Below are 14,163 nucleotides of genomic sequence, written 5' to 3'. Positions count from 1 at the left end.
AAGAAGGCCAGGCGAGCCGAGAAGCCTTGGGGCGGCGCGGGGCTTGTCGCTGGGCGGGGCTTGTCGCTGGCGGGGTGGGGAGGAGCGCGCGTGGGGCGGGCGGGGAGCGCAGACTGGGAGGCATGGAGCTTCCGTGGTCGGAGTCGGGTGCCGGTGAACCGCTGGTCGTGCTGCGGTGGTTCACGCCCGAGCACTCCGCCAAGCCCGCCGCCGGCGAACGCCCCGTCCTGACCGCCCTGGGCGAGCGCTTCCGGGTCCACGCGGTGAACCGCGCGCCCGGCATGCCCGAGGGCACCACCATGGGCGACATCGCCGGGCAGCACGCCGAGGCCATCGACCGGCGGTTCGGGGGGCCGGTGGACGTGCTGGGCATGTCCTCGGGCGGTTCCCTGGCCCTGCAACTGGCCGCCGACCATCCGGAGGCGGTGCGCCGCGTGGTGGTGGCGGGGGCCGCGTACACGCTGCCGCCGCGCACCCGGCTGGCGCAGCGCCGCTACACCGAAGCCGTCGCGGCCGGTCGCCGCGGCGCCCACCACCTGGCCCCGCTGGCCGGCGCCAACCCGCTGACCCGGGCGTTCTTCACCGCGCTCATGTGGTTGGCCGATCCGGCGATCCGTCCCGCCGAGCCGCGTGACATGTTGCACTTCGCCCAGGCTGAGGACTCCTTCGACCTGCGCGACCGGCTGGCGGGGATCGAGGTTCCCGCCCTGGTCGTCGGCGGGGAGCGCGATCTGGCCTACACGCCCGAGCTGTTCCGTGATACCGCGGACGGCCTGCCGTACGGGAAGCTGCTGGTGTATCCCGGAGCCAGCCACCTAGGGACGTTCCGCCACAAACGGTTCGCGGCCGACGTCGCCGGGTTTCTCCGCCCTTAAGCCCGCCGGAAGGGGACCGTAAGCGCGGCGGCGCACCGTGGGGCCATGCAGTACTCCATCGAACGCACGCTCGCCGCCTCCCCCGACCAGGTGTACACCGCATGGACCACGCCCGGGTGCTTCGCCCGCTGGTTCGGTCCCCGGATCTTCACCACGCCCGCCGACCGGGTCCTCCTCGACGCGCGCCCCGGCGGCGCGTGGGAGGTCACGCTGGTCGGCGAGCACGGCTTCGAGACCACGCTGGGCGGCGTCTACCACGAGGCCCGCGCCCCCGCCAGGCTCGTCTTCACCTCCGGCGACGCGGTCGTGACCGTGACGCTGGCAGGCGACGAGGCCGGCACCGCGCTGCGCTTCCAGCACCGGGGCGACGGCCAGGAGCACGTCAGGGCGGCCTGGCTGGAGTCCCTGGACCGCCTCGGCGAGCACCTGTCCGGCGCGCCGCGCACATGAACCGCGCGCCGCGTTCATGAGCCGCGCGCCAGCAACTGCACCACGCCCAGGAGCAGAAGCGTCGCGACGGTGATCCCTAGCACCACGGCGCCGGTCGGCCGGTCCCAGAAGACGAAGACCAGGGCGGCCAGCGCCACCAGCCCGGCGCGCACCGGGGTGGCGTTGCGGGCCAGCCAGGCGCCGAAGCGGCCGGTGTCCAGCCGGGAGCCGGCCAAGCCGATGGCCCGCTTCAGCGCGGAGCGCGTCCTGACGGCGGTCGCGGACGGGCCGGTGAAGAACGCCGCGGCGGCGATCACCAGGCCCAGCACCAGCACGGTACGCAGCCCGCCTCTGAGGAAGCGGACCAGCGTGTCGAACAGGTCCGCGGCGGCCGCCTGGTCCAGCCCGTGCCGGGCGACCGAGCCGAGGTAGGCGGCGCGCCCGGCGGCCAGGGCGGCGGCCAGCACCAGCATGCCGGCCATCAGCCCGATCCCCACCCCGGCCAGGGCGCGGCGGCGGCTGTTCGCGACCCAGACGCCGAGGGCGAGCAGGATCAGCGCCAGCGCCGGCAGCGCCCACCTGAGCGTCATCAGCCAGCCGTACCAGCGCTGCCAGGTGACCAGCTCGGCCGAGTCGAACAGCTCGATCGTGGGGTGCAGTTCGGGGATGGAGGCGGCCAGGCCGAGGCCGGAGGCGACCAGCTTCTGCTTGACCCGGTCGATGATCGGGCCGAGGTCGAGGCTGACGGCGCCGCCGTTCACCTTGAGGAGCTGGCTGCCCTCGCCGGACAGCACCGCGACGAACTGCTTGTGCGCGACCCGGTTGGCCTGTACCCACACGGTCTGGAAGGTGTCGCTCGCGATGACCTGCCCGACCTTGTCGCGCACGAAGCCCTCGACGCCGTCGGCCATCGGCCCGGACAGCCCCTTGAGCTTGTCCCCGACGCGCGGCGGCAGCCTGCCGGCGACCTGATCCACGATCGCCTGGACGTCGAGTGCCCGCATGACCGCGCCGGTGACCCGGGTGGCGGCGGCGTTCTGGATGGTCGGATCACCGGCCAGCGGCGTCACGTTCTCGACGTACCGTTCGGTGTCCGAGACCTCGTTGGCGGCCCAGAAGCCGACGCCGGCCAGCGGGACGAACACGCAGCCGAGCGTGATCAGCACCGCGGAGACGACCGCGCGCCACCTTCCCCCGCCGGTACGGCCCCGCAGCTCGGCAACCTCGGCCCGCAGCCGCGCCAGCTCCGCCCGCACCTCGGCGTCCTGCGGCTCCTCGGACATCGCCACCCCCTCGTTCAGAGAGGAATGCCCGTTCGGCGGCCATCGGGCGGCAAATTCTCGGCCCGTATAGGGCAAGGCCCTGTCGCGCCCGCTCCCACGGGGGCACGTCCACATGATGAACGCGTATTACACGGAACCCGCCGGCCGCTCCGGCTGGCTCGGATTCGCCGGAATGCTGGGCGTCATCCTGGGCTTCTTCCACGTGATCCAGGGGATCATCGCCTTCTTCCGCCAGGAGTACTATCTGACCTCCGGCGGGCAGCTCCTGGTCTTCGACTACAACACCTGGGGCTGGATCTGGCTGATCCTCGGCCTGGTCCAGGTGGCGGTGGCGCTCGGCATCCTGGCCGGGCAGATCTGGGCCAGGTGGCTGGGCGCGATCTTCGCCGCGCTGGCCATGATCGGCCAGTTCGCCTTTCTCAGCGCCTACCCGGTCTACTCGGTGATCAGCATCGCGCTCTGCGTGCTGGTGATCTACGGGCTGATCGCCGCGCCGAAGCAGGCGACGGGCTGAGCGCCGGAGGCGGGCCCCCGGCGCCCGGCGTCAGGCCTTCACCTCGCGCAGCCGGCCGGTCTCCACCTCGTAGACGAAGCCGCGCACCTCGTCGCGGTGCGGGATGAAGGGGTCCGCCTTCACGCGCGACACCGACTGGACGACGTCGCCTTCCAGGTCGGAGAACGCCTCCGCGGACCAGTCCGGTTTGATGCCGGTCTCGGCCCTGATGGCCTCCTTGAACGCGTCGTCGGTGAAGGTCAGCATGCCGCAGTCGGTGTGGTGGATGAGGATGATCTCAGTGGTGCCCAGCAACCGCTGGCTGATGGCGAGGCTGCGCCGTTCGTCCGCGGTGATGACGCCACCGGCGTTGCGGATGACGTGCGCGTCGCCCTCCCGCAGGCCGAGCAGGCCGTAGACGTTGAGCCGCGCGTCCATGCAGGCGACGACGGCGATGCCCTTCGCGGGCGGGAGCGGCAGCTCACCCTTGTCGAACGTGGCGGCGTACCGGTCGGCGTTGGCGAGCAGTTCGTCGGTGACGCTCATCGCACTACCTCCCAGGGGTCGGGCCTCTCAAATTACCCTCATTCCCTACACAATCAATAGGGCTTGTTCACTTTGAGTGGCGGGATCTTCGCCAGGCACGAGGTGTCCCCGAGCCGCTCGTCCCGGATGAACCCGCTGACCAGGCCCACGGCGCACCCCGAGGCGTCCATCTCGGCGACGTGCCCGGTGTTCGGGACCGACAGGAACCGCGCCCGGGGGAACTGGGCCGCGCTCAGCCTGCTGTTCTCCGCCGCCGTGTTGTTGTCCAGGTCACCGGAGACCACCAGCGTGGGCACGTCGGGCAGCTTGCCGCTCAGCGCGTACGGCCGGGCCGTACCCTCCTTCGGCCACCCGATGCACACCTCACCGCCGTCGGGGATACTGAAGGCGTAGCCCTCGCGGCTGAAGGCGCCGAACCCGTGGGGGTCGGCCCGCTTCAGCGCCCGCTCGAACTGCCGCCACCGCTGCCGGATCGGCGCGTCCACCGACCACGGGCGCGTGTAGTCGTTGCAGACCACCGCGATGGTCAGGCCCATGTCCGGCACGCCCTGGTCGGCGGTCTGCTGGAAGAGCGCGGTCATCGCGCTGACCAGCGGGCCGGTGTCGCCCCTCGCCGCCCGGTGCAGCTGCGCGGGCATCGTGCCGATCAGCGAGACCTCGTCGGGGGAACCGCCCAGGCCGCCGCTGGCGGTGAACGTGAGGATCTGGGCCAGGACGCTCTCGGTCAGCTTCACCGTCTGGGGCCGTCCCCCGACCGTGATCGTGAGGTCGATCGGCCCGGCCCGCAGCATCGCGGCCACCTTGCGCAGATCGCGTACGGCGGCGCCGCCGTCGCAGGCGCCGCTGCGCTCGCAGATCCGGCGCAGGCTGAGCGAGATCGCCCTGGCGCTCGGGGCGCCGAAGGGGTCGAAGGTCACCGGGTAGGCGCCCGACAGGACGATCGAGCGCACGGTGCCCGGGTGGCGTTCGGCGTAGATCGGCATCAGGTAGGTGCCGTAGGAGATGCCGTACAGGACGACCTTGCCGAGGCCGAGCTTCCGCCGGACCGCGTCGAAGTCGTCGGCCGTGGCGGCGGAGGTGTATCCGGCGGCACGCGGACCGAGCGTGGCGCCGCACCTGTCCACGATGCGCCGCTGCTCGGCCCGGTCGGCCCACAGGAAGCCGTCGGTGCCGCAGGCCACCGCGCCGGAGTAGCCGGTGCCGCGCGGGTCGATCAGCAGGAGGTCGTGGTCGGGGCTCAGAGAGCCGAGCAGCATGGAGTACCAGCCGGCCAGGACGACGGGCGCGCCGCCCGGCCCGCCCGGGTTGACCATGACGGTGTTCTTGGCGGGGGCGGTCTCGTTCTCCCGGCGCACCAGCGCGTAGGCCACCTCGACGGTGCCCAGCTCCGGTTTGCCGGCGACCAGCGGGCGCGGCTCGGTGCCGCACTCCACCCGCCGGCCCGGCACCGCGGGACACCAGGACGGCGCGCCGGGCTCGGGGGTGTGCGGGGCCTTGGACGCGCTGTCCAGGCCGGACGGCAGCGGGAAGGGCACGGGCGCGAACGGGTGCGGCCGGGCCTGCTGCGTACTCGGGACAGGAGGCGGAGGGGTGGGGACGATCGGCGACAACCCCACGACCGCCGCTAAAGCCACGGAAATCAACGACATACGGCAAGCCTGGAGGAGCCGCGATCAACCCACCACCGCCGTGAGGCTTATCCGCCTAGTGCGGCCGCCCCAGGGCTCGTCTCCTCCTCAGGTGCCGGTCCCGCGGCGCGACATCCTCCCTGAGAGCCGTCACGCGTGCCCGCTCACGGCGTGCGGCCGGTAGGGCGCCTCCAGCGCGGCGACCTCGGCCGCGCGCCGGACGATCGGCTCCGCCGCGTCCTCGCCGAGCCGCCAGGCCCGCGAGTGGCCGAAGCTCATCATGCCCGGACACACGCGCGAGACCTTCAGTCCCGATGACCCCAGCCGGGTGTACTCCATGCCAACCCCTCCACGCTCGATCAGGCCGTTCACGCTACCCGGCGATCGCCTCGCGCTCCTGTTCGATGATCTGCTGGAGATCGCGCAGGTCGTAGTTGCAGAGCACCACGGCCGTCCACTCGGTGTCGAGGTAGACGCTCCAGTTGGTCGAGCCGCCGGCGATGCCGCCGCCGTGCGTGATGAGGCGCTGGTTGTTGAAGATGGGGGCGATCGGGCCGTAGGCGTGGAAGCTCTCCCCACGGCGCGGATCGGGAACTCCCGGGGACGGCCCGGAGATCTTCGGGCTCAGCCACATCTCCGTGTAGGCGCGGTTGAGCAGCTTGTGGTTCTTCAGCGCCCAGGCGAAGCGCAGCATGTCGGAGGCCGAGGCGAAGGCGTTGCCGCCGCCCGCTCCGATGAAGCCGCGCGCCGAGTTGGACCCCTTCACGCCGATCGTGCCGCCCTTGTCGAGGTTGCGGACGCCGTCGATGCGGGAGCCGTCCTCCTGCAGCATGTACGGGTGCGCGATGCGCTCGTCGTCCAGCCATTGGGGCCTGGTGTAGTACGCCGAGCGCCGCATGCCCGCGGGCTGGAAGACGTGCTCGCGCATGTACTCGTGGAACGGCATGCCGGAGACCGCGGCCACGATCTCGCCGAGGACGTTGTAGCCCATGCTGGCGTACTCCTTCCTGGTGCCGGGGACGAAGCGCAGCTTCTGCTCACGGGCCTGCTTCCTGCCCTCGGCCTCGGCCTCCTCGATGCTGTTGAGGATCTTGTCGCCGCCGGCGCTGTTGGTCGGGTCGGTCATGCCGCCGGTGTGCGTGAGCATCTGGTGCACGGTGACGGCGCCGACGTCCGGGGGGAAGCCGTCCAGGTAGGTGCTGAGCTTCTCGTGGAACCTCAGCCTGCCCTGCTGGGCCAGCTGGACGATCGCCAGGCCGGTGAACGGCTTGGACGCCGACGCGAGGGCGTAGATCGTGTCGGGGCCGTTGGGGATCTTCCGTTCCCTGTCCGCCATGCCGTACGCGCGGGACAGGACCACGCGGCCGCGATGGGCCACCAGCACGGTCCCCGAGAACCGGTCCTGGTCCGCCAGGTCCCGGATGTAGTCGTCGTAGGCCTCCAGCGAGCGGCCGGCGGCGGCCGGTTCCCGGCCGGTGCTCGCCATCAGCGGCGCCGCGCCCAGCAGGCCCAGGACGGAGCGCCGCGAAGGGTCGTCGGTCAAGGCGGATCTCCTTGTTCGTAGCGGATGGTGCCGCCGATACCACTGGAGCGCCTGCTAACTCCACGTAAGAGCGCCCCGCCGGCACAGGTCCGGCGGGGCGCTCCGATCGGGGGTTCAGGCGGCCACCTGCTCGGCGAGCGCGACTGGCCGCTCGCCGCGCCCGGCACGGGCGCGCAGGACCGTCACCGTCAGGACGGCCAGGCCCAGGAAGAGCGCCGCGCCCACCCCGGCCACCGCGTGCAGCCCCGAGGTGTACGCCGCGCGGGCGGCGGCCAGCAGCGCCGGGTCGCCCAGCGTCTCGGCTACGGCCCCTGCCAGGGTGTCCGCCTTCACCTCGGCCGGAAGACCGGCGCGGAAGACGGCGGCGGCCAGGCTGCCCAGCGCCGCGACGCCCACCGCTACGCCGAACTCGCCGCTGGTCTCGGAGATCGAGGCGGCGGAACCGGCCTTCTCCGGCGGGGCGGCGGCCATCATGATGCCGTTGCCGAGGCCCATCGGCAGCGCGATGCCCGCCTGGGCCAGCACCAGCCCGACGACCAGGACCGGAACGCCGCTCGTCGCGTCGGCGAAGGTCATCAGCGCCATGCCGGCCGCGCCGAGCGCCAGGCCACCGGCCATCACGTACGCGGGCTGGACGCGCCGGGCCAGCATGGGACCGGCGGACAGGGCGACGATCATGACCAGGCTCGGCGGGATCATCCACAGCCCGGCGGCCAGCGGGGACAGGCCCGCGACCGACTGCAGGAACGTGGTGACGGTCAGCGTGACCCCGGCCATGACGACGCCGCCGAGCATCAGGATGGTCAGGGAGGCGGCGAAGGCGCGGTTGCCGAACAGGCGCAGGTCCAGCAGCGGGTCGGCCAGGCGGCGCTGGCGGCGGACGAACAGCGCGCCCATGGCCAGACCGGCGGCGACGGCCACGAGGGCCGGCGGCTGCCAGCCGCTCCTGGTGATCTCCTTCAGGCCGTAGATGGCGGGCAGGATCGCGCCGAGCGACAGGGCGACGCTGGCCAGGTCGAGGCGGCCGGCCGTACCGTCGCGGTATTCCGGCAGCACCAGCGGACCGGCGATCAGCACGACGGCCATGAACGGCACGCCCAGCAGGAAGGCAGAGCCCCACCAGAAGTGCTGCAGCAGCAGCCCGCCCACGAGCGGACCCGCGGCCATGCCCACCATGAAGCAGCTGAACCAGATCCCGATCGCGGCGCCCATCTGCTTGGGGTCGCGGAAGATGTTGCGGATCAGGGCCATCGAGGAGGGCATCAGCGTGGCTCCCGCGATCCCCAGCAGGGCCCGGGTCACGACCAGCATCTCGGCGCTGGAGGAGAACGCCGCCGCGACGGAGATCACGCCGAAGGCGGCCGAGCCGATGAGCAGCAGCTTGCGGCGGCCGACGCGGTCGCCGAGCGTGCCCATGGTCACCAGGAAGCCGGCCAGCATGAAGGAGTAGATGTCCATGATCCACAGCTGCTGCGGGGCGCTGGCGCCCAGCTCGGAGCTGAGGTGCGGCAGCGCGAGGTACAGGACGCTGACGTCGATGGAGAGCAGCAGGGCGATCGAGCTGAGGATGCCGAGTGCGATCCAGTCGCGCTTGCCGGCGGTCGAGGTCGTGTTCATGGCTCCACAGTGGCCGGACGCGCTTCTGGTCTCCTTTCCAGCGCCTTAAGGTGCTTCGTATGCGTTTTGGAGTGCTGGGACCACTGACCGTCTGGACGGACGCCGGAGAGGTCGTCTCGATTCCGGGGCTGAAGGTGCGTGCCCTGCTCGCGGACCTGCTGGCCCACGACGGCCGGGTGGTGTCCACGGACCGGCTCGTGGACGACCTGTGGGGCGACGACGCGCCGGCCAACCCGGCCGCCGCGCTGCAGGTGCGGGTCTCCCAGCTGCGCAAGGCGCTGGAGGACGCCGAGCCGGGCGGCAAGAACCTGATCGTCTCGCGGGCGCCCGGCTACCAGTTGCAGGTCGCGCCGGACGCGGTGGACGCGCTGCGCTTCGCCAGGCTGGCCGGAGAAGGGCTGCTGGCCGAGGCGCTGGAGCTGTGGCGCGGCTCGCCGTACGCCGACTTCTCCGACATGGAGTTCACGCGCGCGCCGATCACGAAGCTGGAGGAACAGCGGCTGGCCGCCCTCGAAGAGCTCGCGGAGGTACGGCTGGCCGCCGGCGAGCCGGTCGACGTGGCCGAACTGGTGGCCGAGCACCCCCTTCGCGAGCGGCTGCGCGCCGTGCACATGACGGCCCTGTACCGGGCGGGACGGCAGAGCGACGCGCTGGCCGCCTACGGCGAGCTGCGCGAACGCCTGGCCGACGAACTGGGCCTCGACCCGTCCCCCGAGCTGGCCGACCTGCAGGCGCGCATCCTGCGCCAGGACCCGGGTCTCAGCGGCCAGGACCGGCGCCCGGTCACCAACCTGCCCGCCACCGTCGACGACCTCATCGGCCGCGACCGCGCCGTGGCCGAGGTACGCGAGCTGCTCGGCACGAGCCGGCTGGTCACGCTCACCGGCTCAGGCGGCGTCGGCAAGACCCGCCTGTCCATCGCCACGGCCGCCCAGCTGACCGGCGCGTACCCGGACGGGGCGTGGCTGGTCGAGCTGGCCGCCTACGACCGCGACACCGCCTCGCTGGCCGACGCCGTGCTGGCCGCGCTGGACATCCGCGACAGCGCCGGGCCGGGCGACGCGCTCGACCGGCTGGCCGACACGTTGCGCGCGCGGCGCATGCTGCTCGTCCTGGACAACTGCGAGCACGTCGTCGACCAGGCGGCGAAGCTGGCCGAGTCGCTGCTGCGTGCCGCGCCGGGGCTGCGGATCCTGGCGACCAGCCGGGAGCCGCTGAGCGTGGCCGGCGAGACGCTGTGGAGCGTGCCGCCGCTGGGGCTGCCCGAGGAGGAGGGGCTCGACGCGGTGGCGGCCTCCGACGCGGCACGCCTGTTCATGGCCAGGGCCACGGCGTCGGCGCGCGGGTTCGTGCTCGACGCGTCTACGGCGGCGGCCGTCGCGCAGCTGTGCCGGCGGCTCGACGGGCTGCCGCTGGCGCTGGAGCTGGCGGCCACCCGGGTGCGTTCGCTCGGCATCCACGAGCTGGTGTCGCGGCTGGACGACCGGTTCCGGGTGCTGTCCGGCTGGCAGCGCGGGGTCTCCGACCGGCAGCAGACGCTCATGGGGATGATCGACTGGAGCTGGACCCTGCTGACCGACGACGAGCGGGTGGTGCTGCGGCGGCTGGCCGTACACGCGGACGGGTGCACGCTGGAGGCGGCCGAGGTCCTGTGCGGCGACGGCGGGCTCGACGTGATGGAGCTGCTCGCGCGGCTGGTCGACCGGTCGCTGGTGACCGTGGTGGAGGGGCCGTCCGGGGTGCGGTACCGGCTGCTGGAGTCGGTCGCCGCCTACTGCCGCCGCCGGCTGGACGACGCCGGCGAGACCGATCGGGTACGGCGGGCGTACGTGGCCTACTACACCTCGCTCGCCGAGCGGGCGGAGGGGCATCTGCGCGGCGCCGAGCAGGTGCGCTGGATGCGCGACCTGGACGCCGAGTCCGCGAACCTGCGCAGCGCCCTCGACTCCGCGCCGGCCTCTGAGGCGTTGCGGCTGGTGAACGCGTTGTCGTGGCACTGGTACCTGCGCGGCCGCCTGCACGAGGCCCTCCGCTCACTCGACCTCGCCCTGTCCGGCCCCGACCTGCCGGACGGGGTCGAGGTGAAGAAGGCGCGGGCCTGGCGGGCCGGGTTCGCGTTGCTACTGGGTGAGAGCGTGGACTGGGAGGCGGCGCTGGAGATCGCCGACCCGGCCGCGCGGGCGCGGGCGGAGCTGTTCGTGCAGTACGGGGTGACCGACATGCCGACCGCGACCGCCGTGGTGGACCGGGCACTGGCGACCTGCCGCGAGCTCGGCGACCGGTGGGGCGTCGCGGTGGCGCTGAGCCGGCAGTCCCGTGACGCCTTCACCCTGCGTGAACTGGACAAGCTCGACCGGGTCGGTCACGAGAGCAGGCGGCTGTTCACCGAGCTCGGCGACCGGTGGGGCGTCCTGCAGGCCAACGAGTGGCTGGGCGGCCTGGAGGAGATTCGCGGCGACTACGACGCGGCCGTCCGGATCTTCACCGAGGACGCCGCGGTGGCCGAGGAACTGGGCCTGTGGCCGGACAAGGTACGCCGCCTGTCGTGGCTGGGCTGGATCGCCGCCTACCGGCGCGACTACGACCGCGGGATCGAGACCTGCCTGGAGGCGCTCCGCCTGGCCGACGGCCAGGGCTACAAGGAGGGCACGATCTTCGCCAGGATGGGCCTGTGCATCGCGGCCCGGCACTCGGGACGGCTGGAGCTGGCCGAGGAGCACATCGCCGTGCTGCTGCGTGGCGTGCCGCGCGGCCCGGACGTCGATCCGCAGCTGTTCGTCCCGACCGTCCTGAACGAGCTGGGCCATGTCCGGCGCATGCAGGGCAGGGAGCCGGAGGCCCGCGAGCTGTTCCAGGAGTCGCTGGTGGCCTCCAGGAAGATCGGCGACCCGCGGACGATCGCGGGCACCATGGAGGCGCTGGCCACGGTGGCCGAGCCGGAGGAGGCCGCCCGTCTGCTGGGCACGGCGGCCGCCAGCCGCGTCGCCCACAGCACCCCGGCCTCACCGGACGAGATCGACGACATCGCCCGCGCGACGGAGCGGGCGAAGGCCGCCCTGGGCGAGGCGGCCTTCGCCGCCGCCTACACGAGCGCCCCGTGAGTCAGGAGCGGAGGCGTTCCTTGTGGGCGCCGCCGCGGAGGGTCAGGAGGGCGGCGGTGCTGATCAGGCAGGTGGCCATCACGTAGTAGGCGGGGATGTCGGCGTCGCCGGTGTTCTTGATGAGCTGGGTGATGATGAGCCCCGCCGAGCCGGAGAACACCGCGTTCGACAGTGAGTAGGCCAGGCCCAGGCCGGTGTAGCGGACGTTGGTGGGGAACATCTCGGCCAGCATCGCCGGCCCCGGCCCCGCCATCAGGCCGACCACGGCTCCGGCCACGAAGACGGCGGCGGCCTTCAGGGCCAGGGAGCCGCCGGGGTCCTGGAGGACGTTCAGGAGAGGCAGCGCCAGGACGACGATGAGGGCGGCGCCGGTGGTCATGACGACGCGCCGGCCGTAGCGGTCGCTGAGGATCCCGGCCGGGATGATGGCCAGCGCGAACCCCAGGTTGGCCACGACGGTGGCGATGAGCGCCTGCTGGAAGGTGGCGTTGAGGGTGGTCTGCAGGTAGGACGGCATGACGACGAGGAAGGTGTATCCGGCCGCCGACCAGCCCATGAGGCGGGCGATGCCGAGCAGGATGGCGCGCGCGGTCTCGCCCGCGGTGGGTTTCACTCGCGTCTCGCGGTTCGTGAACGACGGCGTCTCCTCCAGCCGGAGCCGCAGCCACAGGGCCACCGCCCCGAGCGGGACGGCGAGCAGGAAGGGGATGCGCCAGCCCCACGCCTTGAGATCGGCCTCGGACAGCAGGGTGGCCATGACGGCCGCCGCCCCCGCCCCGCCGAGCAGCCCGAGCGCCACGGTGAACGACTGCCACGACCCGTACAGTCCGCGCTTGCGGTCGGGCGCGAACTCGGTCATCAGCGATACGGCCCCGCCGAACTCACCGCCCGCGGACAGTCCTTGCAGGATCCGGACGAGCGTCAGCAGCCAGGGAGCCGCGGCGCCGATCGTGTCGTAGGTGGGCAGGACGCCGATCAGCGCGGTCGCGGCGGACATGAGCAGGACGACGAGGATGAGCAGCGGGCGGCGGCCGATCCGGTCCCCCAGGCGGCCGAAGACGGCGGCGCCGAGCGGCCGGAAGAAGAACGCCAGGGCGAACGAGGCATAGGTCTTGACCAGGGCTTCGAGGTCACTCGCCCCGGCGGGGGCGAAGAAGTTCGCCGCGATGATCGTGGCGAAGTACCCGTAGACCCCGAACTCATACCATTCGATGAAATTTCCGACTGATCCGGCCACGAGCGCCCGGCGCGACCGTGCCGTGGCCACGCCCGTCGCGCCGGTTCCATCCGCCATACCCGTCATGCGCGAAAAGCTTCACGCACTGCTCGCATCGTGTCAATAAGCTTCAGCCCAGCATGCGCAGCGGGGTCACGGCCTGCCGGTGCACGATCACGTCGAACCACTGGGTGATCGCACCGCCGTACATGTAGTAGTCGAAGGGGCGTTTGGGGTCGTAGTTGGCGATGCCTCGCATCTTCGTGGGCCGGTTGAGCTGAGGCGGCGTCTTGACCCGCAGGTCGACGGCGAACTGGGAGATGCCGGCGTCGCCGAACGGGCGGTCGGCCCAGGTGCGGGGCGGGCGGGGGATGCGAACCGGCTTGCCGCCGATCTTCAGGGTGCCGTGGTCGAAGGTGAAGCCGATGGACAGGTACCGCGGGCCGTACCAGCGGCGCAGGTGCGAACCCGCGCTGGCGAAGCGGCGCTCGGGGGCGGGCGGCAGCGACAGGCGCAGATCCGGGGCGTTGGCGGTGTGGGCGCTGGCGGCCCAGTAGGCGACCTTGTCGCCGGAGAAGCGCTGCCACCAGCGCAGGTTGCGCGAGGCCTGCTGGTCGCGGTATCCGGTGTCGGCCCCGCGGTCCAGGTACTCGAAGAACGAGACGATCTGGCGGGCGTTGTGCAGGGCGAGCGCCTGCGCGCGGGAGTCCGGCAGCGCCTTGACCACGTCGTAGGCGGCGCGGGCGTGGACGATGTACGGCTTCATGTCCCGGCCGCTCTCGAACAGCTCGCGCAGGTACTTGCCGACGTCGTCGGAGGGCGGGCGGATCTCCGCCAGGTGCGCCCTGACCGATTCGAGCTCGGCGGGAGCGGCCTTCGCCACGTGGCGGATCACCGCGTCGTACGCGGCGGGGCGGGTGGCGTAGAACTCCACGCCGACGAAGCGCACCTTGTCGGCGTGCTCGGCGTTGTAGGCGCGCAGCCAGCGCAGCACGTCCCTGATCTCCTCGGCCTGCCACGTCGTGGTCATCTGCTTCACCACCGCGTCCAGGTCGCCCTTCCCGGTGACGACGTAGCGGTCGACGAGCTGCCCGGTGGTCCAGTCCTCCTCCCACGCGATCGTGCGGAACCCGCGCTTCTCCACCAGGTACCGCAGGAGCCGGTGCTTGAGCAGCGCCTCCTCACGCGCCCCGTGCGTCGACTCGCCCAGCCCCACGACCTTGGCGTCCCCGACCATCCTGGCCAGCGGCGCGAGGTCGTCCAGCGGCGCCGCCGGGTCGATCGTGGCCAGCGGGACGGCGTGTTCCTTCACCCAGTCGGCGACCGGCCCCGTGGTGAGCGAGAACGCGGCGGCGGCGGCGAGGGCGGCGTGCGTGATCATCTGGGATCTCCTTCGCGATCGGCTACGCCCCTACCGTCCTGCGGGACGCCG

12 protein-coding genes are annotated in these 14,163 nt (G+C 72.4%); 4 read left to right on the top strand and 8 right to left on the bottom strand.

The features are described from left to right. Nucleotides 1-122: 122 nt before the first annotated feature. Both ACIBI5_RS31760 and ACIBI5_RS31755 read left to right on the top strand, forming a co-directional pair. A complete protein-coding gene (locus ACIBI5_RS31760) occupies nucleotides 123-875 on the top strand; it encodes an alpha/beta fold hydrolase (protein WP_397252416.1) in 753 nt (250 codons plus the stop codon). Between the two features lie 45 nt (nucleotides 876-920). Then, nucleotides 921-1,325 (top strand): SRPBCC domain-containing protein, encoded by a 405-nt coding sequence (locus ACIBI5_RS31755; RefSeq protein ID WP_397252415.1) that lies wholly within the window; start codon nucleotides 921-923, stop codon nucleotides 1,323-1,325. A 14-nt stretch (nucleotides 1,326-1,339) separates the two neighbouring features. On the opposite strand, the gene ACIBI5_RS31750 is transcribed toward ACIBI5_RS31755, so the two are convergent. Next, nucleotides 1,340-2,587, bottom strand: a complete 1,248-nt coding sequence (locus ACIBI5_RS31750; protein ID WP_397252414.1) for a hypothetical protein — start codon at nucleotides 2,585-2,587, stop codon at nucleotides 1,340-1,342. Between the two features lie 112 nt (nucleotides 2,588-2,699). Between ACIBI5_RS31750 and ACIBI5_RS31745 the strand changes: the two genes are divergently transcribed. Continuing rightward, complete coding sequence (locus ACIBI5_RS31745; protein ID WP_397252413.1) at nucleotides 2,700-3,101, top strand: hypothetical protein; 402 nt, start codon at nucleotides 2,700-2,702, stop codon at nucleotides 3,099-3,101. Between the two features lie 30 nt (nucleotides 3,102-3,131). Here the strand turns inward: ACIBI5_RS31745 and ACIBI5_RS31740 are convergent, their stop codons facing one another. From ACIBI5_RS31740 to ACIBI5_RS31720, 5 genes are all read right to left on the bottom strand, one after another. Further along, nucleotides 3,132-3,626 carry a beta-class carbonic anhydrase gene (locus ACIBI5_RS31740; RefSeq protein ID WP_397252412.1) on the bottom strand — a complete coding sequence of 165 codons (495 nt, stop codon included), beginning with the start codon at nucleotides 3,624-3,626 and terminating at the stop codon, nucleotides 3,132-3,134. 53 nt (nucleotides 3,627-3,679) lie between these two features. Beyond that, nucleotides 3,680-5,275, bottom strand: a complete 1,596-nt coding sequence (locus ACIBI5_RS31735) for an alpha/beta fold hydrolase (RefSeq protein WP_397252411.1) — start codon at nucleotides 5,273-5,275, stop codon at nucleotides 3,680-3,682. 129 nt (nucleotides 5,276-5,404) lie between these two features. Further along, the gene (locus tag ACIBI5_RS31730; RefSeq protein WP_397252410.1) at nucleotides 5,405-5,593 is read right to left on the bottom strand and encodes a hypothetical protein; all 189 of its coding nucleotides are present in this window, start codon (nucleotides 5,591-5,593) and stop codon (nucleotides 5,405-5,407) included. A gap of 34 nt (nucleotides 5,594-5,627) precedes the next feature. Then, nucleotides 5,628-6,797, bottom strand: coding sequence for a serine hydrolase domain-containing protein (locus ACIBI5_RS31725; protein WP_397252409.1), 1,170 nt, complete (start codon nucleotides 6,795-6,797; stop codon nucleotides 5,628-5,630). A 114-nt stretch (nucleotides 6,798-6,911) separates the two neighbouring features. Beyond that, nucleotides 6,912-8,414 carry an MFS transporter gene (locus ACIBI5_RS31720; protein ID WP_397252408.1) on the bottom strand — a complete coding sequence of 501 codons (1,503 nt, stop codon included), beginning with the start codon at nucleotides 8,412-8,414 and terminating at the stop codon, nucleotides 6,912-6,914. 59 nt (nucleotides 8,415-8,473) lie between these two features. Here ACIBI5_RS31720 and ACIBI5_RS31715 point away from each other — a divergent pair, with 59 nt between their 5' ends. Continuing rightward, complete coding sequence (locus tag ACIBI5_RS31715) at nucleotides 8,474-11,515, top strand: BTAD domain-containing putative transcriptional regulator (protein WP_397252407.1); 3,042 nt, start codon at nucleotides 8,474-8,476, stop codon at nucleotides 11,513-11,515. Between the two features lies 1 nt (nucleotide 11,516). Here the strand turns inward: ACIBI5_RS31715 and ACIBI5_RS31710 are convergent, their stop codons facing one another. Together ACIBI5_RS31710 and ACIBI5_RS31705 are read right to left on the bottom strand one after the other, a co-directional pair. Continuing rightward, nucleotides 11,517-12,809 carry an MFS transporter gene (locus ACIBI5_RS31710; RefSeq protein WP_397252406.1) on the bottom strand — a complete coding sequence of 431 codons (1,293 nt, stop codon included), beginning with the start codon at nucleotides 12,807-12,809 and terminating at the stop codon, nucleotides 11,517-11,519. A gap of 52 nt (nucleotides 12,810-12,861) precedes the next feature. After that, on the bottom strand, nucleotides 12,862-14,112 hold the full coding sequence (locus ACIBI5_RS31705) for an erythromycin esterase family protein (RefSeq protein WP_397252405.1): 1,251 nt from the start codon (nucleotides 14,110-14,112) through the stop codon (nucleotides 12,862-12,864). Between the last annotated feature and the right edge of the window lie 51 nt (nucleotides 14,113-14,163).

Origin of the sequence: Nonomuraea sp. NPDC050540 (assembly GCF_044457485.1) — a bacterium.
Classification (GTDB): Bacteria; Actinomycetota; Actinomycetes; order Streptosporangiales; family Streptosporangiaceae; genus Nonomuraea.
Note: the sequence above shows the minus strand (reverse complement) of the source record. Positions and strands in the feature narration are given on the sequence as shown.